The sequence below is a fragment of the Bradyrhizobium sp. RD5-C2 genome (genome assembly GCF_019972155.1).
Lineage (GTDB): Bacteria > Pseudomonadota > Alphaproteobacteria > Rhizobiales > Xanthobacteraceae > Bradyrhizobium.
This window is the reverse complement of record NZ_BOVL01000022.1, coordinates 423,699-442,766: the sequence shown is the minus strand read 5'-3', so window position 1 is coordinate 442,766 and position 19,068 is coordinate 423,699. Positions and strand designations below refer to the sequence as shown.

17 protein-coding genes are annotated in these 19,068 nt (G+C 65.4%); 7 read left to right on the top strand and 10 right to left on the bottom strand.

The window, feature by feature from the left end; translation table 11 throughout:
• Positions 1–12 precede the first annotated feature (12 nt).
• The gene (locus tag BraRD5C2_RS30800; protein ID WP_223974931.1) at positions 13–1,449 is read left to right on the top strand and encodes a glutamine synthetase family protein; all 1,437 of its coding nucleotides are present in this window, start codon (positions 13–15) and stop codon (positions 1,447–1,449) included.
• A 153-nt stretch (positions 1,450–1,602) separates the two neighbouring features.
• On the opposite strand, the gene BraRD5C2_RS30795 is transcribed toward BraRD5C2_RS30800, so the two are convergent.
• The 5 genes from BraRD5C2_RS30795 to BraRD5C2_RS30775 form a co-directional block, all read right to left on the bottom strand.
• Positions 1,603–2,331: an ABC transporter ATP-binding protein gene (locus BraRD5C2_RS30795; RefSeq protein ID WP_223974930.1), complete on the bottom strand. Its 729-nt coding sequence runs from the start codon at positions 2,329–2,331 to the stop codon at positions 1,603–1,605.
• A complete protein-coding gene (locus tag BraRD5C2_RS30790; RefSeq protein WP_223974997.1) occupies positions 2,324–3,091 on the bottom strand; it encodes an ABC transporter ATP-binding protein in 768 nt (255 codons plus the stop codon). Before BraRD5C2_RS30790 ends, BraRD5C2_RS30795 begins: the two co-directional genes overlap by 8 nt.
• Positions 3,092–3,095: 4 nt before the next feature.
• Positions 3,096–4,043, bottom strand: a complete 948-nt coding sequence (locus BraRD5C2_RS30785; RefSeq protein ID WP_223974929.1) for a branched-chain amino acid ABC transporter permease — start codon at positions 4,041–4,043, stop codon at positions 3,096–3,098.
• Positions 4,040–4,957: a branched-chain amino acid ABC transporter permease gene (locus BraRD5C2_RS30780; protein ID WP_223974928.1), complete on the bottom strand. Its 918-nt coding sequence runs from the start codon at positions 4,955–4,957 to the stop codon at positions 4,040–4,042. Before BraRD5C2_RS30780 ends, BraRD5C2_RS30785 begins: the two co-directional genes overlap by 4 nt.
• A 288-nt stretch (positions 4,958–5,245) precedes the next feature.
• Entirely contained in the window at positions 5,246–6,418 is a 1,173-nt protein-coding gene (locus BraRD5C2_RS30775) for an ABC transporter substrate-binding protein (RefSeq protein WP_223974927.1), read from the bottom strand.
• Positions 6,419–6,811: 393 nt separating this feature from the next.
• Between BraRD5C2_RS30775 and BraRD5C2_RS30770 the strand changes: the two genes are divergently transcribed.
• Entirely contained in the window at positions 6,812–7,357 is a 546-nt protein-coding gene (locus tag BraRD5C2_RS30770) for a hypothetical protein (RefSeq protein WP_223974926.1), read from the top strand.
• Positions 7,358–7,551: 194 nt separating this feature from the next.
• On the opposite strand, the gene BraRD5C2_RS30765 is transcribed toward BraRD5C2_RS30770, so the two are convergent.
• Positions 7,552–8,442 (bottom strand): sigma-70 family RNA polymerase sigma factor, encoded by an 891-nt coding sequence (locus BraRD5C2_RS30765; protein ID WP_223974925.1) that lies wholly within the window; start codon positions 8,440–8,442, stop codon positions 7,552–7,554.
• 50 nt (positions 8,443–8,492) lie between these two features.
• Positions 8,493–8,801, bottom strand: a complete 309-nt coding sequence (locus BraRD5C2_RS30760) for a hypothetical protein (protein ID WP_223974922.1) — start codon at positions 8,799–8,801, stop codon at positions 8,493–8,495.
• A 182-nt stretch (positions 8,802–8,983) separates the two neighbouring features.
• Between BraRD5C2_RS30760 and BraRD5C2_RS30755 the strand changes: the two genes are divergently transcribed.
• From BraRD5C2_RS30755 to BraRD5C2_RS30745, 3 genes are all read left to right on the top strand, one after another.
• Positions 8,984–10,390 carry an MFS transporter gene (locus BraRD5C2_RS30755; protein WP_223974920.1) on the top strand — a complete coding sequence of 469 codons (1,407 nt, stop codon included), beginning with the start codon at positions 8,984–8,986 and terminating at the stop codon, positions 10,388–10,390.
• A 115-nt stretch (positions 10,391–10,505) separates the two neighbouring features.
• Positions 10,506–11,780 carry an NAD(P)/FAD-dependent oxidoreductase gene (locus BraRD5C2_RS30750; protein WP_223974918.1) on the top strand — a complete coding sequence of 425 codons (1,275 nt, stop codon included), beginning with the start codon at positions 10,506–10,508 and terminating at the stop codon, positions 11,778–11,780.
• Between the two features lie 305 nt (positions 11,781–12,085).
• On the top strand, positions 12,086–13,699 hold the full coding sequence (locus tag BraRD5C2_RS30745) for a tannase/feruloyl esterase family alpha/beta hydrolase (protein ID WP_223974995.1): 1,614 nt from the start codon (positions 12,086–12,088) through the stop codon (positions 13,697–13,699).
• Between the two features lie 18 nt (positions 13,700–13,717).
• Here BraRD5C2_RS30745 and BraRD5C2_RS30740 read toward each other — a convergent pair whose 3' ends face one another.
• Complete coding sequence (locus BraRD5C2_RS30740; RefSeq protein WP_223974917.1) at positions 13,718–14,668, bottom strand: AraC-like ligand-binding domain-containing protein; 951 nt, start codon at positions 14,666–14,668, stop codon at positions 13,718–13,720.
• A 147-nt stretch (positions 14,669–14,815) separates the two neighbouring features.
• On the opposite strand from BraRD5C2_RS30740, the gene BraRD5C2_RS30735 reads away from it, so the two are divergent.
• The gene (locus tag BraRD5C2_RS30735; protein ID WP_223974916.1) at positions 14,816–15,475 is read left to right on the top strand and encodes an isochorismatase family protein; all 660 of its coding nucleotides are present in this window, start codon (positions 14,816–14,818) and stop codon (positions 15,473–15,475) included.
• A gap of 317 nt (positions 15,476–15,792) precedes the next feature.
• Here the strand turns inward: BraRD5C2_RS30735 and BraRD5C2_RS30730 are convergent, their stop codons facing one another.
• Positions 15,793–17,019 carry an ABC transporter substrate-binding protein gene (locus BraRD5C2_RS30730; protein ID WP_223974915.1) on the bottom strand — a complete coding sequence of 409 codons (1,227 nt, stop codon included), beginning with the start codon at positions 17,017–17,019 and terminating at the stop codon, positions 15,793–15,795.
• Positions 17,020–17,072: 53 nt separating this feature from the next.
• Positions 17,073–18,275 (bottom strand): cytochrome P450, encoded by a 1,203-nt coding sequence (locus BraRD5C2_RS30725; RefSeq protein WP_223974914.1) that lies wholly within the window; start codon positions 18,273–18,275, stop codon positions 17,073–17,075.
• An 82-nt stretch (positions 18,276–18,357) separates the two neighbouring features.
• Between BraRD5C2_RS30725 and BraRD5C2_RS30720 the strand changes: the two genes are divergently transcribed.
• Positions 18,358–18,882 (top strand): MarR family winged helix-turn-helix transcriptional regulator, encoded by a 525-nt coding sequence (locus tag BraRD5C2_RS30720; protein WP_223974993.1) that lies wholly within the window; start codon positions 18,358–18,360, stop codon positions 18,880–18,882.
• The last annotated feature ends 186 nt before the right edge of the window (positions 18,883–19,068 follow it).

Below are 19,068 nucleotides of genomic sequence, written 5' to 3'. Positions count from 1 at the left end.
AGGAGCAACGCGGTGAGCTTCGTCGAGCGTCACGGCCTGTGGTCGGATGAGCAGAAGGAGGCCGCGACCCGCCTCCGCCGCATCGTCGAGGAGAAGAACCTCGAAGTCATCCGCCTCTCGTTCCCCGACCAGCACGGTATCCTGCGCGGCAAGACCTTGATCGCAAGCGAAGCGGTGCGCTCGCTGGAGGGCGGCTGCTCTATCACCACGACGATGCTCGCCAAGGACACCTCGCACAAGACGGTGTTTCCGGTGTTCACCGCAGGCGGCGGCTTCGGCATGAAGGAGATGGAGGGCGCGGCCGACGTGGTGATGGTCGCTGACCCCACCACGTTCCGCGTGCTGCCCTGGGCGGAGAACACCGGCTGGCTGCTCTGCGACCTCTATTTCAGCGACGGACGACCGGTGCCGTTCGCGACCCGCAACCTCTATCGCAAGGTGCTCGATCAGCTCGGAAGCCGCGGCTACGATTTCGTCGCCGGCCTCGAGGTCGAATTCCATCTGTTCAAACTCGACGACGCCCACATGGCGCCGGAGGATGCCGGCCAGCCCGGCCGGCCGCCGTCGGTCAGCCTGCTGTCGCACGGCTATCAGTACCTCACCGAGCAGCGCTACGATCAGATGGAGCCGGCGCTCGAGATCATCCGTCGCGACATCATCGCGCTCGATTTGCCTTTGCGCACGGTCGAGGTCGAGTTCGGCCCGAGCCAATGCGAATTCACCTTCGCGCCGACCGTGGGGCTTGCACCCGCCGACATCATGGTGCTGTTTCGTTCGGCCGTGAAGCAGATCGCGCGCCGCCACGGCTATCACGCCACCTTCATGTGCCGACCGAAGCTGCCGAACGTGTTCGCCTCGGGCTGGCACCTGCATCAGTCGCTGGTGTCACGCGCGGGCGGCGAGAACGTCTTCATGGCCAAGGAGACCGGCGAGCCGCTGAGCCCGCTCGGCCGCGCCTGGCTGGCCGGCCTGATCGAGCACGCACGCGCCTCGACCGTGTTCACGACGCCGACCATCAACGGCTACAAGCGCTACCGCTCCTATTCGCTGGCGCCCGACCGGGCGATCTGGGGCCGCGACAACCGCGGCGTGATGATCCGCGTGCTCGGTGGCACGAATGATCCGGCAACGCGGCTGGAGAACCGGATCGGCGAGCCCGCCGCCAATCCCTATCTCTACATGGCCTCGCAAATTCTTTCCGGCCTCGACGGCGTCGACCGCAAGCTCGATCCCGGCCCATCCGCCGACACGCCCTACGAGACCAAGGCCGCGCTGTTGCCGAAATCGCTGCGCGAAGCCGTGTTCGCGCTTCAAGACGATCCGTTCTTCCGTCAGGCGCTGGGACCTGAGTTCGTCGACTATTACGTCTTCATCAAGAACGCAGAGATCGAGCGCTTCCAGGCCGAGGTGTCGGACTGGGAGCAGCGCGAATATTTCGAGATGTTTTGACCTCACCGCGGCACAACCACCTGACCCGTCACCCTGAGGAGCGCGAAGCGTCTCGAAGGGTCGACGGCCACCAGCCGGGCCGTGCATCCTTCGAGACGCGCGAAGACGCGCTCCTCAGGATGACGGGGATGGAGTGAGCGCACCTGCTCCGCCTCAAATCCCCAGATACTTGTGCTGCAGATCGGGCTCCGCGATCAGCTGCTCGCTCGTCCCGCTCCACACCGTCTTGCCGCGCTCGATGATGTAGTGGCGGTCGGCGATGCGGGTGAGGTTGCCGACGTTCTTGTCGATCACCAGCACCGACTGCCCGCGTCCCTTCAGCATCGACAGGCAGCTCCAGATCTCGTCGCGGATCAAAGGCGCCAGGCCTTCGGTCGCCTCATCGAGGATCAGGAGCTTCGGGTTGGTCATCAGCGCGCGGCCGATCGCCAGCATCTGCTGCTCGCCGCCGGACAGCGTGACGCCCATATTGCTGGTTCGTTCGGCCAGCCGCGGGAACAGCGCATGGATTTTTTCCAGCGTCCACGGATCGGAGGCATTCAGCCTATTGCCTGATGCCGCGACGAGATTTTCGCGCACCGTCAAGTTCGGAAAGATCTGGCGTCCTTCCGGCACGAGGCCGATGCCGAGCTTGGCGATCCTGTAGGACGGCAGGCCGCGCACCGCCTCGCCGGCGAAGCGGATCGCGCCCGACCGCGCCGGCGTCAGGCCCATGATCGAGCGGATGGTCGTGGTCTTGCCCATGCCGTTGCGGCCCATCAGCGCGACCATCTCGCCCGACTTGATCTTGAGCGACAGGCCGAACAGCACCTGGCTCAACCCGTAGCAGGTCTCGATTGCGTCAACTTCGAGTAAGGTATCGGCGGTGTTTGCTTCAGCCATGATGCGTCACCGCATGCTGCTCGCCGAGATAGGCGCGCTTGACCTCTTCGTCCTTGCGGATCGCATCCGGCACGCCGCAGGCGATGACGCGGCCATAGACCAAGACCGTGATGCGGTCGGCGAGCGCGAACACCGCTTCCATGTCGTGCTCGACCAGCACGATGGTGACTTCCTTACGCAGCTCCTTCAGCAACGCGACCATCCGCGCCGACTCCGTGACACCGAGCCCGGCCATCGGCTCGTCGAGCAGCAGAAGCTGCGGCTTGGTGGCGAGCGCGACCGCGAGCTCGAGTTCGCGCTGCTCGCCATGGCTCAATTGCGACACCACGATATCGGCGCGCTTGCCGAGGCCGACGCGTTCCAGCGCCGCGCGGGCGGTGTCGCGCAGCTGCCGCTCCTTGCGCGCATTGCCCCAGAAGCGGAACGAATGGCCGTCATGCGCCTGCGCGGCGAGCGCGACATTGTCGATCGCGGAAAAATCCTTCAGCAGCGAGGTGATCTGGAACGAGCGCGCCAGCCCGAGCCTGGAGCGCTTGTAGGACGGCAGGCTCGTGACGTCGCGGCCGGCGAAGTAAATGGTGCCGGAATTGGGCATAACCTGCCCGGTGAGCTGGCTGATCAGCGTGGTCTTGCCGGCGCCGTTGGGCCCGATGATGGCGTGCAACTCGCCCGGAATGACCTCCATCGAGAGGTTGTCGGTCGCGGTGATGCCGCCATAGCGGCGCACCAGATTGTCGACGCGGAGCAAGGGATTTGGCAAGGGATCAACCACGACTCATCCTCCCGAGCAGGCCCATGATGCCGCCGCGCGCGAACAGCACGATCAACAGCAGCACCGGTCCCAGGATCAGTCCCGAATATTCGGTGAACTGCGACAGCAGTTCCTCGAGCAGGAGATAGACGATCGCTCCGACGACAGGGCCGAACAGCGAGCCCATGCCGCCGAGGATCACCATCACCATCAGGTCGCCGGAGCGGGTCCAGTACATCACGGCGGGGCTGACGAAGTCGGTGTTGTTGGCAAGCAGCGCGCCGGCCAGGCCGCAGATCGTGCCCGCGATGACGAAACAGACCAGGCGATAGCGGTTGGCGTGGAAGCCGATCGCCTGCATGCGCTGCTCGTTGGAGCGGACACCCTGCACCACGAGGCCGAAGCGCGAATTGACGATGCGCCAGATCAGATAGAGGCCGCCGAACAGGCAGCCGAGGCAGAGATAATAGAACTGCGTGCGGTCGGACAGATTGATCAGGCCGGCGAAATCGCTGCGCTTGTAGACGGTGAGCCCGTCGTCGCCGCCGTAGCGCGACAAAGCGGAGGCGACGTAATAGGCCATCTGCGCAAAGGCCAGCGTGATCATGATGAAATAGACGCCACGGGTGCGCAGTGAGAGCGCGCCGATCAACAGCGCGAACAGTGCCGAGACCGCAAGCGCCACCGGCCACTGGATGAAGCCGGAACCGATGCCCTCGGCAGCGAGAATGCCGACCGCATAGCCGCCGATGCCGAGATAGGCGGCATGGCCAAAACTCATCATGCCGCCATAGCCCATGATCAGGTTGAGGCTCGCAGCCGCCAGCGCATAGATCGCGATGCGGGTGAACAACGTCAGGATGAAGATATTGCCAGTGACGGCCGAATAGACCGGCAGCAGGACCAAGGCGGCGCACAGCAGCGCCGCGACCGCATTGGAGGCGTTGAGCTTGGGCGTCATCGTTTGGCCGCCGGGAACAGCCCCTCGGGCCGCAGCACAAGGATGATCGCCATCAGGAGATAGATCAGCATCGAGGACAGCGCCGGCGCCGCGGTCGAGGCCGCCGCCCCGCTCAGCACCTTGCGCAGCAGGTCGGGCAGGAAGGCGCGGCCCATCGTGTCGATGATGCCGACGAAGACCGCCGCCATGAAGGCGCCGCGGATCGAGCCGATGCCGCCGATCACGATGATGACGAAGGCGAGGATCAGGATGTTCTCGCCCATGCCGATCTGCACGGTGAGGATCGGCGCCTGCATCAGCCCGGCGAGACCGGCGAGCGCGGCCCCCAGGCCGAACACCAGCGTGAACAGCAGCTTGATGTTGATGCCGAGCGCCCCGATCATCTCGCGGTTCGAGGCGCCGGCGCGGATCAGCATGCCGACGCGGGTGCGCATCACGACGAGATAGAGCATCGCGGCAACCGCCAGCGCGACCAGGATGATCATCAGCCGGTAAGCCGGATAGTACACGCCGGGAATGATCTGCACCGGCACGGTGAGCCAGGCCGGCAGCGGCAGCGCGAGGCCGGCCGGGCCCCAGATCAGCCGGACGGCGTCGTTGAAGAACAGGATCAGGCCGAACGTCGCCAGCACCTGGTCGAGATGGTCGCGGCCGTAGAGATGCCGGAGCGCGACATATTCGAGCACTATGCCGAGCAAGAGCGTCGCGCCCAGCGCCAGCAGCGCACCGAGCACGAAGCTTCCGGTCCAGGCCACGAAGGTCGCCGCGAAATAGGCGCCCATCATGTAGAGCGAGCCGTGCGCCAGATTGACGAAATCCATGATGCCGAACACCAGCGTCAGTCCGGCTGCCAGCAGGAACAGCAGCAGGCCGAATTGCAGGCCGTTCAGCAGTTGTTCGACGACGAGATACATCGTGAGGCTACATCATCCCTAAAAAAACAGCGGCAGTGCATGCCCACCGCCGCATTGCTCGCTGCGTGTTCTCCCTCGCCCCGCTCTTGCGGGGAGAGGGTTGGGGTGAGGGGCTGCCTCCGCAGACCGGACCTGTGGAGAGTCCCCCTCACCCAATCGCTTCGCGCATAGCCGAAGCTGCGCTTCGGCGTCGTTCGTCAAGAACGGCCGCCGGAGGCGGCCTATGCTCTCCCCGCAAGAGCGGGGCGAGGTGAAGAAAGCAAGCCGCGCGCCAAAAGGCGCCCGACCTCACTTCATCGAACACTTGTCGTGAAACTTGTCCTGGTCGTCCTTGACGATGGTCGCGACCGTCTTCAGCGAGAGCTGGCCGTCGGCGTCCTTGACCACGTCCTGCAGATAGAAATTCTGGATCGGGATGTGGTTGTTGCCATACTTGAACGGGCCGCGCAGCGACTTGAAGTTGGCCTTCTCCATCTCCGCCTTCATCGCGTCCTTCTTGGTGAGGTCGCCCTTCACCGCGACGACCGCGCTGTTGATCAGCTGGGCGGCGTCATAGGCCTGAGCGCCGTAATAGGTCGGGCGCAGGCCGGGATACTTCTTGCGATAGTCCTCGACGAACTTCTTGTTCTCGGCGTTCGGCAGGTCGTTGACCCATTCCTGTGCGCCGGGAATGCCGATCGCGTTGTCCTTCTGCAGCGGCAGCGACAATTCGTCGACGGTGAAGGCGGTATAGAGCGGGATCTGCGCCTTGATGCCGGCCTGGGCGTACTGGTTCAGGAACTGGACGCCGGCGGCGCCGGGATAGAACACGAAGATCGACTCGGCCTTGGAGTTGCGCGCCTTGGTCAGCTCGGCGGAGAAGTCGAGCTGGCTCGGCCACACCGTGTATTCCTCGCCGACTACCTCACCCTTGAAGGTGCTCTTCACGCCCGCGAGCATGTCCTTGCCGGCGGCGTAGTTCGGGCCGATCAGGAACACCGACTTGACGCCCTTCTGGTTCATGTAGAGGCCCATCGCGGCAGGCGTCTGGTCGTTCTGCCACGAGGTCGAGAACACGTAAGGCGAGCACAGATCGCCGGCGAGCTGCGACGGACCGGCATTGGCCGAGATCAGGAAGGTTTTCGAATCGACCGCGGTCTTCAGCGACGCCAGCAGCACGTTCGACCAGATGTAGCCGACGATGAAGTCGACCTTGTCGGACTGCACCAGCTTCTCGGTCTTCTGCTTGCCCACATCGGGCTTCTGCTGGTCGTCCTCGTAGATCACCTCGACCGGCTTGCCGTCGATCTTGCGGCCGAGATGGTCGAGCGCGAGCTCGAACGAATTGCGCATGTCGTTGCCGATCACGGCGGTCGGACCGCTGAAGGTCGAGACAAAGCCGATCTTGACGCTGTCAGCCGCCGTCGCAGGCTGCGCGAGCGCCAGAGCCATGGCGCCTGCCAGCCAGAATGCCTTTTTCATATTCACTCCCCTCCTCAACCAAAGATCCCGCCAGGCATCACGAGGCCCCGGGGGTCACGCTTTGCGCGCGCCGTTCTGTGACGTGTTTTGTGCGCGATATCGCAAGTGTGCAGCAAGCATGAACCGACGGCACCCAATTAGAACCTTCGGCGCATACCCCCGCACCTTGCATCATAATTCGTCCAAATCGACCATTGCAAGAAATATAATGCCGGTTGCGTAGGCAACGATTGTCGCAGGGCCCGGCGCAATGCCAGCGACCGGCGCCCGCCCACAGCCGCAGGCTCTAACGATCCGGTAAAGCACCCGGAAACCACGGGCCGGCAAGGGCTCGCGGGCTTCATGGTCTTGAAAGCATCACCGGGCGAGGCTGGGCCCAAAGGGGTGCGTCACATGCTGAATTACATCTTCGGCTTCAATGCCCGGATGGGCCGGTTGGCCTTTTTCTTCTGCACCCTCGTCGTGGGCCTTGGCTTTCTGATGCTGGTCTACGGGATCACGGGCAATGTGCCGCGCGGCAGGACGGACGTGCTGCTGGCGCAGGCGTCGAACAGCCCCGCGCTGATCTTTTCCTTCTACGGCATGCTCGTCGTCTGCTTCATGCTGCAGTCGATGCGGGTGCGTGACATCGGATGGGATCCGGTCTGCGTGATGGCGGCATGGATCGCCCTCATGGTGCTCGACAGGGCCATTGCCGGACGATTTCCCGAATACGCACTGACCTATCAGCACACCGCAACGGTGGTCGGCACGGCCGTCAATGGCGTGATGAACCTGGTCCTGACGTTCTGGCCGGGCAACGGTCATGTCGATGAAGCGTCGCCCCTGCCGCGCGAGAGCGGCGGCGATGGCATGTTTGAAAGAAGCGGCGCACCGGCCGCGGCCGGCAGCCGGGTCGCGCGCATCGCCAAAGGCGAGTTCGGCGGCAAGACGCGGTAGCGGCCTCTCTCCACCGTCGTCCCGGCGCAGGCCGGGACCCATAACCACAGGCTTGAGTTGTCGAAGCAGGCTGTGGCCCCAGCATCGCAAACCAATGACCATTCGTGGTTATGGGTCCCGGATCGCGCTTCGCTTGTCCGGGACGACACCGAGCTTGTGGCATGGCATCGAGCCACAGCGTAAGCAGCAATCAGTCACCCCTGATCCACCGCCCATTCGGCGCCGTCGATCGCATAGGGCGCGTGGCGGAAGTCCCGGATCGTCGCGACCTTGTCGGCCGACCAGTCGAGCAGCATGAACGATCGCGGCGGCCCACTCTGCGCATTCGGATCGAACACCAGGATCGCGGGACGTCCCTCGACCTGTCCGGTCACCAGGCGCCAGTCGTCGATCTTCGCATAATTGCCGAAGTAGCGTGACACCTCGGCCTTGCCGTTCAGCCGCGTCTTGTTGACGAGCTCGAGCCTGATGTCATCGGCGATCATGGCGCGGATGGCATCGAAGTCGTGAGCGTTGAAGCGGCCGACATAGACGTTCAGCCGGCTGCGATCAGCCGGCGACAGGCCGGGCCGCGGCGCATCGTCCGGCTCGCGCGCGAACGCACGCAGTTGCGTACGTCCGCGGTACAGCGCGGCCTTCACCGCGGGCAGGCTGAAATCCATGATGCCGCAGACCTCCTGCAACGAGCAGCCGAGCACATCCATCAGGATCACGCTGGAGCGCTGCGCCACCGGCAGCCGCATGAAGGTGCGCAGGCTGCTTGCAGCGATCTCGCGGCGGCTGACGTCGTCAAGCTCTCCGGCCATCATATCCACCTCCTCCGGCGCGTGCAGCGCGTCCTGTCGGTTGCGCCGCCTGAGGAAATCGAGCGCGGTGTTGTGCGCGATCCGGAACAGCCAGGCTTCCGGATGCTGGATCGGGGCTGCGGACGCGACGGCTTCCATCGCCTTGATCAAGGCGTCTTGCAGCACATCCTCGCCGTCGATGACCGATCCGACCATGCGGGCGCAGTAGCGATGCAGCCTCGGCCGCATCGCCGCCAGCAGCGCGTCGACATCGGCCGGCGCCTGGGGTGGTGACGTCATGATGGCTCCGCCAGATCGCTTCAAGGCCAGTCGGTTCAAAGCCGGTCGGTTCACGGCGCATCCAGCATACGATAGTTTCCGACAATCACAGCACTGCGAACCAGCGGCGGCTCGGCGCAACGATCGCGGATGCCGTCCTGGAAGGCCTGGAACGCCGCCAGCTTCGGGATCGGGCTAGAACCGTCGTCGGCCGCGGTCTCGACCATGTGGATGAAGGTGTCGTCCTCCAGCCGCAGGGTCAAATAGCGCACGCCATCGGGGTTTGCCGCCTTCAGCTCGGCGAACACCGCCGCAACCAGCGCGGCATTCTTCTCCGCCATGTCCGGCTTGGTCTTGTACCTGATCAGGGTCCGTCTCATCGCAGCCTCCTTGGCCTCGGTTTTCGGCCTGAACCGGCCGCGTCAGCCCTAAGGACGTTTGCGGACGGCCAAAGGATGCGGTCCGGCAAAAATAATTCTTCGGCCGCATCCTTTGCCTGCTCCGGTTCGTCCTGGCCTGCGAAGCGCGCCGCAACCTTGCGGCGCGCCAATGGAGAACCACCATGCAAACCTCACAGCAGCGCGCCGAGCAGCGCTGGGTGCTCGGCCTCACCGCGCTGGCATCCTTCATGATGGCGCTGGACGCCATGATCATGACCACGGCCTTCGCCACCATCCGCGCCGATTTCGGCAGCCGGGTCGAGACCCTGCAATGGACCGTCAACGCGTTCAATCTGACCTTCGCGGTGCTGCTCCTGACCGGCGCGGCACTCGGCGACCGTTTTGGTCGGCGCAAGATGTTCGCCGCCGGGATCGGCCTGTTCGTCGTGGCGTCGGCGACCTGCGCGCTGGCCGGCAACGCCGCGGCATTGATCGCCGCGCGCGCCCTGCAGGGCGCAGGCGCGGCGCTGGTGATGCCGCTGGCAATGGCGATCCTGAGCGGCGCCTTCGGCCGCGAGGAGCGCGCCCGCGCGCTCGGCATTTTCAGCGGCATCACCGGATGCGCACTGATCATCGGCCCCGCGATCGGCGGCTTCATTACCGAGCATCTCGGCTGGCGCTGGATCTTCTGGATCAATTTGCCGATCGGCCTCATCGCGATCGCCCTCGTGATGGCGCGCCTGCGCGAGAGTTTTGGTCCGACCGCGCCGCTCGACATCACCGGATTGACGCTGGTCGCGCTCGCGGCGCTGGCGCTGGTCTGGGGCCTGTTGCGCGGCAACAGCGCCGGATGGGCCAGCGCGGAAGTGACGGGCGCGCTGATCGCCGGCATCGCGCTGGCGGTGATCTTCGTGCTGTGGGAGCTGCGTGCGACCAGCCCGATGGTGCCGATGCGGCTGTTCGCTGCCAGACCGTTCGCGGCCGGCATCGCCGCAAGCGTGCTGTTCTACGCCGCGATGTATGGCGTGCTGTTCCTGCTGCCGCAATTCCTGCAGATCGCGCTCGGCTTCGACGCCTTCGGTGCCGGGCTGCGGCTGTTGCCATGGACGGCGACGCTGTTCGTCACCGCGCCGATCGCCGGCGCCGTGGTCAACCGGTTCGGCGAACGCACGCTTGTGGTCACCGGACTCCTGATGCAGGCAATCGGGCTCGGCTGGATCGGCGAGATCGTGAGCCCCACGGTGCCCTACTCCGCACTGATCGCGCCGCTGATGCTCGCCGGCGTCGGCGTCTCGATGGCGATGCCGGCCGCGCAGAACGCGGTGCTGAGCGCGGTCGCCGTCAGCGAGATGGGCAAGGCGTCGGGAATCTTCAACATGGGCCGCTTCCTCGGCGGCATGTTCGGCATCGCGGCGCTGGTGGCGAGCTTCACTGCCAATGGCACGGCCGATTCGTCCGGACATTTCACGAGCGGATTCGCTGCGGCGATGAGCCTTGCGGCAACGCTGTCGTTCGCCGGCGCGGTCGCGGGACTGTTCCTGCCGATGCGGCGGCGGGTCGTCGCCACGACTGCGTCGCAGGACGCGTGAGGCGCGCAGCGATTGGGTTTCGCTATCGGGCGATCAGGCATTTCGTGTTGGAATGAGGCTGCGAATGATTACATAATCAGACGACGAAGCCGTTCGAAACCGAGGGCGACATCAAATGACGCAAGCGCCGGCCAAACCTCATCTCGTGGTGATCGTCGGCGCCGGCTTCGGCGGGCTGGAAGCCGCCTTCGGTCTCGCGGGCGCGCCGGTCGAGATCACGCTGATCGACCGCCGCAACCATCATCTGTTCCAGCCGCTGCTCTACCAGGTCGCGACCGCATCGCTTGCCACCAGCGAGATCGCCTGGCCGATCCGCTATCTCCTGCGCGACCGGCCCGAGGTGACGACATTGTTCGCCAATGTCTGCGGCGTCGACGCTGCAGCGAAGAGCGTGCAGCTCGATGACGGCGGCAGCATTCCCTACGACACGCTGGTCCTCGCCACCGGCGCACGCCACGCCTATTTCGGCCATGACGAATGGGAGCCGTTCGCGCCCGGCCTGAAGACGCTGGAGGACGCGACCACGCTCAGGCGGCGTATCCTGGTCGCCTTCGAGCGCGCCGAGCGCGAGACCGATCCCGACAAGCGCGCGGCGCTGCTCACCTTCGTCATCATCGGCGCCGGGCCGACCGGCGTCGAGATGGCCGGCACGATCGCCGACCTCGCCAAGGACACGCTGCCGCAGGACTTCCGTCACATCGACACGCGCAGGGCGCGCGTGGTGTTGATCGAGGCCGGCCCGCGCGTGCTGGCCGGCTTCCCGGACGATCTCTCGGCCTATGCGCAGGCGTCGCTGGAAAAACTCGGCGTCGAGGTGATGCTGGGCGAGCCGGTCACCGAATGCTCGGCCGACGGCGTCGTATTCGGCGGCAACAGGCTGGAGGCGCGCACCATCGTGTGGGCCGCCGGCGTGCGCGCCTCGCGCGCCGCCGAATGGCTGAACGCGCCGGCCGATCGCGCCCATCGGCTGCAGGTCGAGCCCGATCTGACCGTGCCCGGTCATCCCGACATCTTCGCGGTCGGCGACACCGTCACGATCAAGGGCCCCGACGGCAATCCGGTGCCCGGCATCGCGCCGGCCGCCAAGCAGGAAGGACGCTACGTCGCCGCACTGATCAAGGCGCGGCTCGACGGCAAGACGCTGCCGCCATTCCGCTACAAGCATGCCGGCAGCCTCGCGCAGATCGGCAAGAAGAAGGCGGTAATCGATTTCGGCTGGCTCAAGCTGCGCGGCTCGCTGGCATGGTGGATCTGGGGCCTTGCCCACATCTACTTCCTGATCGGCGTGCGGCATCGGATAGCGGTGGCAATGAACTGGCTCTGGATCCACACCCGCGACCAGCGTGCCGCGCGGCTGATCACGCAAGGCAGCAGCAAGGTCGCGCAGTAGGCGCTGCTCGGCGCGGCCCCCATCTCAGACAGTCTGGACCGTCACCCTGAGGTGGCCGTCCCTTCGGCAGCCCTCGAAGGGTCGACGGCCCGGCTGGTGGCCGGTTCATCCTTCGAGGCTCGCTCCGCTCGCACCTCCAGCGACAAAGGCGAAGCCTTTGCGCGGGGATGACGGAACTACGTTCAAACCATTGTGCGGCAAGATAGCGCGTGAAATACTTGCCATAGCAACAATATTTGAATGGGGAGGAAACAATGCGGATCAATGCGCGCACATGGGCGCTCGCGACTTCGCTTGTCACGTTGATGTCGTGCGCTTCGACCGCATTTGCGGCCGGAATGACCGGCGATCCAGCGGCGACCTGCAGCGGCCTTGCCGGTCCCGCCGACGGCGCCGTCAAGATCGACAGTGCCACGCTCCAGGCACCATCGCCGCTCTCGGTCTCCGAGAAGGCGCCGACGCCGGCCGGCCGCATCATCCCGGCCAATCCCGCGTTCTGCAAAGTGCTCGCCCATATCGATCCCGCCGATCCCACGGCGCCGCCGATCAAGTTCGAGGTCAACTTGCCCGTCGAGTGGAACGGCCGCTCATTGCAATATGGCGGCGGCGGCTTTAACGGCGTGCTGATATCAGGCCTTGGCCTGCCGCCGGCCTATCCCTTCGACAAGGCCTCGCCGCTGGCACTCGGCTTTGTGACCGTCGGCACCGACTCCGGCCACGAGCAGAAGCCCGTCGAGCCGCCGCAGCTGTTCGCGCTCAACGACGAGGCGTTCGCGAATTTTTCGCACAAGGCCTACAAGAAAGTGCGCGACGCGGCGCGGGCGCTGACGGTCCGCGCCTACGGCAAGCCGCCGGCGAAGATGTATTTCATGGGATCGTCCGAAGGCGGCCGCGAGGCGCTGACCATGGCGCAGCGCTATCCCGACGATTTTGACGGCATCTTCGCGCGCGTACCTGTCATCAACTGGGTCGGGTTGCAGCATGCCGGCACCCGCTCCGGCCTCGTCACCATGGGCGACGGCTGGATCAGGCCGGCGCAGGTCAAGCTCGTCGCCGACGCCGTGCTCAGGGCTTGCGACACGCAGGACGGCTCCGACGACGCGCTGGTGCAGGATCCCGTCGGCTGCAAGTCCGCGTTCAAGCCGGCGTCGCTGGCATGCGCCGCGGGCCACAGCGGCGACGACTGCCTGACCGACAAGCAGATTGCCGCGATCGAAACGCTGCATGCGCCGTATAAATTCCCGTTCCCGCTCGCCAATGGCCTCGACGACTATCCCGGCTGGGGCGTGTCGGGCGAGAATACGCCGGCGTTCGGCCCGACCGGCGGCTGGAAGGCCTGGTGGCTAGGCAGCGCGGCGCCGGCACAGCCGCCGGCTCCGACCAACGGCATCGCCTGGATCTACGGCGCCGGCGGCATGCAATATGTCTTCGCCCGCGATCCGAAACTCGACGTCACGACCTACAAGCCCGAGGACCACAAGGCGCGCGTGCTGGAAGTCTCCGCGCTGATGGACTCCACCGATCCGGATCTCACGCGCTTCCACGCCCACGGCGGCAAGCTCGTGATCCTCGAACACATGTCCGACTACGCGCAAAGCCCCTATGCCGGCATCCGCTACTTCGAAAATGTCGAGAAGACGCTCGGCAAGGACAAGGTCGCGGAGTTCGCCCGGCTCTACACCGCGCCCGGCGTCGACCATGTCGGCTCCGGCGCACCCGCCAATGTCGACATGCTGACCGTACTGGTCGACTGGGTCGAGAACGGCAAGGCGCCCGGCGATCTGGACGTGCGCGAGCAGAAGACCGAGGCACCGTCCTTCGACACAATCCGCGCACTGCCCCTTTGCCGCTGGCCCGCATGGCCGCATTACAAGGCAGGACCGGTCACCGCGGCCGCGAGTTTCTCCTGCGCGCCGTGACGAGAGGAGACCCCCTCGTCACCCCATCACTTGATGCGGTGAGCGGCCGAACGCGGCCTTGAAGGCGCGGCTGAAATGCGAGACGTCGCTGAAGCCGAAGCTCAACGCCGCATCGGTGACATGGCTGAAGCGCCGTTCGGCCAGCGCCTGGTAGGCGCCGGCGAGGCGCTGCTGCCACAGCCAGCGGATCGGCGTCGTGCCTTCGCGCGCAAACAGGCGATTGAGCGTGCGCGGCGCCATGTTCTGCGCCGTCGCAATCGTATCGAGATCGAGCTTGGGATCGTCGAGATGGGCCAGGATGTAGGCCTTGACCCGCGCCAGCCGTTCGTCACCGCGCTGCGGCACCTCGTCCGTCAGCTCGGTCTGGAGTGTGGTCGCGAAAATATCGAGCGCTGAGGCGCCAAGCCTTATCGCAGCAGGCCCGGCCTCGTCATCGAGCCGCGTCAGCCGGCGGATCAACGATCCCGCCAGCGCGCCCACTTTCGAAGCGTTGCCGACCCGCCGTGCCGTCAACCGCTGCGCATCCGGCAGGCGCGCGAGCAGCAGCGGCCGCGGGATCGACACCATGATCGAACGCGCGCTCGGGGCGAATTCCAGCGTGAACGGCTGCGCCTGGTCATGCAGCATGAGATCGCCCCGGCGCATCCGCACCTCGCGGCCGCCTTGCGCGAAGCTGACCTCGCCGCGCAAGGTGAGCCACAGCATGAAATAGTCGCGCGGGTCCCTTCGGACATCGCTCGCGCTGCGCATCACCCCGATGCGGTCGGCGGCCGGTGTCGACGACCAGATGTCGTTGATCGCGAGCGGGCCAAAATGGCGGATCGAGATCGCTGCCTGAAACGCCGCGTCGGCGACGCGGCGGCACTCGGTCAGCGAGAATTCGCGGCAGGTGACGTGGTGCCAGCGGTCGAAGCTGTCACCCGGCGCGACAAGCGTCTGCGCGACGACTGCGTGATCTGGGGTCTGCATTGGCCTTGCTCCCGCCCAACCCGGCAGCGGGATATTCGGCGTCTACCGCCTGTCTGGCAAGCAGAGTCCAGCGATTGGCCCGCACAGCCAAGAACGGCCGCGGGAACCGGCGTAGAAAATGTTTCCCACCAGGAGAGGAGACATCAAATGGGCTACCAATGCGACATCATCGATCCCGACCGCACCGTCATGATCGTTGTTGACATGCAGAACGATTTCGTGGCCGAAGGCGCCAAGCTGCGTTCGGCGCAGGCCGCCGCCATGGTGCCGCGGCTGGCGCAGACCCTGAAGGCCTGTCGCGACAAGGGCATCCGCGTCATCTACACCGCGCATGTGCATCGCCGCGACGGCAGCGATATGGGGCTCTACGACGATCTCTATTCGCCGATCGCCGACCGCTCGTCGCTGGTCGACGGCACCGCGGGCGTCGAGATATTCAATGACCTCGCGCCGGCGCCGGGCGAGCACGTCATCAAGAAGCACCGCTACAGCGCCTTCTTCGCCACCGATCTCGACCTCATCCTGCGCGAATGGGGCATCACCACGGTGATCATCTCGGGGACGACCACCGAGAACTGCTGCCATGCCACGGCGCGCGACGCCATGTTCCACAATTACAAGGTCGTGTTCCTCTCGGATGCGACCGGCACGTTCGACTATCCCGATGTCGGCCAGGGCGCCCTGTCCGCCGAAGAGGTGCACCGCGCCACGCTGACGATCCTCGCATTCTCAACGGCGCATGTGATGACGGCAGCCGAGATGCTGGGGCGGGTGAAGGCTGCCGACGGGGCGGCGAAGGCTGCGTAGTTTGTTGCGAACAGCGCGCCGCACGTTCTGTCGGCCTCTCCCCTCGTGGGAGAGGCCGGAACGCATGAAGCAGAGCGAAATGCGATCCGGGTGAGGGGCTGCGGTCCTCCACCCGGTACGCCGTGTGTAGAGCACCTCACCCTCCCCTGGAGGGGGAGGGTCGGATCGCAACGAGCGAAGCGACGTGCGATCCGGGGTGGGGTGATCTCTCAACACGGGCACTGCTCGACTGGAGGGACTTTCACCCCACCTCGGTTCGCATTCTCATGCGAACCGATCCTCCCCCTCCAGGGGAGGATGCGCGCGCGTCCGGCGGCTCACTTCACCAAGGCGCACCCGCCGTCGGCGATCGGCCGGAATGCCTGGTCGGCCGGGATGGTCGCGATCAGCTTGTAATAGTCGTAGGGATATTTCGATTCCTCCGGCTTCTTCACCTCGAACAGGTACATCGGGTGGATGACGCGGCCGTCCTGGCGGATCGTGGTGTCGCCGAACAGTTTGTCCTTGCCCTTGAAAGTCTTCATCTGCGGCACCACGACCTTGGCGTCGTCGCTGCCGGTGGCGGCGACGGCGTTGAGATAGGCGAGCGTCGAGGCGTAGACGCCGGCTTGGTTGCCGCTCGGCATCTTGCCGTTCATGCCGGGACGCGCGGCGAAGCGTTTTGCGAACGCACGGGTGTCGTCGTTCATGTCCCAGTAAAAGGCCTCGAGCAGTTGCAGACCCTGCGCGACCTTCAGGCCCATGCCGTGGACGTCGTTCACGAACAGCAGGAACGCCACCATGGTCTGGCCGCCCTCCTGGATGCCGAACTCGGCCGCCTGCTTCACCGCGTTGATGGTATCGCCGCCGGCATTGGCGAGCCCGATCACCTTTGCTTTCGAGTTCTGCGCCTGCAACAGGAAGGACGCGAAGTCCGACGTGCCGAGCGGATGCTTGCTCGATCCCAGCACCTTGCCGCCGTGCTTCTCGATGTAGTTGGTCGCCTCGGCTTCGATGCCTTTGCCGAGCGCATAGTCGACGGTCACGAAATACCAGTCCTTGCCGCCACGCTGCATCATCGCGGCCGCCGTGGTGTTGCCGGTGGCCCAGGCGTCGTTGACCCATTGAATGGTGTTCGGCGAGCAGGCCTTGCCGGTGAGGTCGGAGCTCGCGGTCGACGACGCCAGGAACGTCATCCTGGAGTCGCGCAGCACGGTGTTGATGGCGAGGCCGACCGCCGAGTTCGGCACGTCAACGATGGCGTCGACGCCTTCGACATCGAGCCATTTGCGCGCGATCGCAGAGCCGATGTCGGCCTTGTTCTGGTGATCGGCATAGACGATCTCGACCTTGATGCCCTTGCCGCCGCCGTTGAAATCCTCCGCGGCCATGCGCGCGGCCTCCACCGAACCCATGCCGTTGGTGTCCTGGAAGATGCCGGAAATGTCGTTGAGCACGCCGACACGCACGACGTTGTCGGAAATCTCCGCACGTGCGCTGCCAGCGGCGCAGGCCAATGCCAGCGCAAGTCCGATCCCAAATCGCCCAACCCCGAAGCCCCTCATCGTATCCCCTCCCATGTTTGCTCACCGACCTTTTGGCTGTCTTGAGCGTCTCGTCAGGCCGGCGTGATCTCGACCGGCAGGCTGCTGAGCCCGCGTAGCGTGTTGTTGAACAGCCGCTTTGGCTCGGCTGTGATTTCGATCCTGGCGACACGACGCGCCAGCGCCGCCATCATTACCTCGCCTTCGAGGCGGGCGACCAGTTGGCCGACACACATGTGGATGCCCGATCCGTAGCCGACATGGCCCGAGGTACGACGCGTGATGTCGTAGCTGTCGGGCGCCTCCCAGCGGCGCGGATCACGATTGGCCGCGGCGAGGAACATCAGCACCTTCTCGCCTTCGGGAATGGTGGCCCCGCTGAGCTCGACGTCGCGGGTCGTGGTGCGGAAGAAGGTCTGGACCGGACTTTCGAACCGCACGGCTTCCTCGAAGGCGTTGCGCGCCAGTGTCGGATCGCTACGCAGTTTCTGGAACTGGTCGGGGAAGCGGGCGAGACAATAGACGGCGGCCCCGATGCCGTTGACAGTCGTGTCGAGACCGGCCGACAGCAGCGAGCGCACCAGCAGCGGCGCCTCGGTCGCGGTAATGGCGCCGCTATCGACATGGGCGTGGATGCAGGCGCCGATACCACCCGGGGTGAGATTGTCGCGCTGACACTGTTCGGAAACATAGGCCTGGTGCGGCGCGGAGCGCTCGATCGCCTGCTTGCGCAGTTCGTTCGGCGGCCCGAAAGCGTTGAACACCAGGCTTGCGTATGGCAGCAGATTCTCGCGGCCCTCCGGCCGCAGGCCCAGCGCATCCGGGAAGATCGACAGCGGATAGGCTTCCGCGAGGTCCTCGATCGCATCGAAACGGCGCTTCTCCAGCAGCGCATCGATGCAGGCCTCCGCCGCGGCGGCAAATCGCCCGCGAAGCTGCTTCATCACGGTCGCCGACAGCACGCTGCTCAGCACCGCGCGGGTGCGGGTATGCGCCGGCGGGTCGGCCTCCAGGATCAGGCTCGGCGGCCGCCAGGGCTTTTCCCTGGAGAAGTCGCTGAGGCCCACGCCGCGGCTGGAGCAGAAGGTCGCGGGATCGTTCAGGACCGCATGGACCTCAGCATAGCGCGCTACGCCGTAGACATTCCACTTGTCGAGATAGACCACGGGTGCGGCCTCGCGCAGCCGTTCATGGGTCGGGAACGGGTCGGCGAAGAACTCGAGCGCAAACGGATCGACGTCGAGATGCGGGATGGACGCAGCTTCTGTTGCAGTCATCGGGACCTCCCGAGGTTTGATCTTGTCAATACGGGCCGCATGTCTATTGCTCCCGAGCAGTTTCGCAGCGATGATTTGGGAAATGAGCAGCCAGCCCCTCCCCCGAAAACCCCGCCGGCCCAAACCGGCCGATCCCGCAGATGCCACCGATGGCCCGCTGCTGGACCTCAATCGCTATGTGCCGGCGTTCATCACCTTCATCGGCAACAAGCTGTCGAACAGCGCCACCGCATTTTACCAGAAGAATTTCGGCGTCAACGTCACCGAGTGGCGAATCATCTCGCAACTGGCGATCGAGCCGGGGATTCCTGCCTCCCGCATCTGCCAGGTGATCGGCTTCGACAAGGGGCCGGTCAGCCGCAACCTCGCGGCGCTGCAGAAACGCGGCCTGCTGACGATCCGCACCGCGCCCGACGACGGCCGCACCCATTCGATCACCCTGACCGCGCGCGGCCGCGCCATCCACGACAAGGTGATCGTCGCGGCGCTGGAGCGCGAGCGGCGGCTGCTGTCGTGCCTGAAAAAGGACGAGCGCGAGGTACTGATCGACCTGCTGCGCCGGCTGCACGAGAATCTCGGCGCCGTGACCGGGCAAAGCACGACCTGACCGCACGGCGGGACCGCGGGCGGCGCCCTGCGCCACCGCGATATTCGCCCGGACTTCCATGCGTGCCGCTCGCGCGCTGCTGCGCAACATTGTCCTCCCGAAAGCGCGGCCGTTGACCGGCCCTGTCCCTATGGGTGCGGAAACTCGCACAGCTTAGTTGCTATGGCAACTAAAAACGCGCGCGTG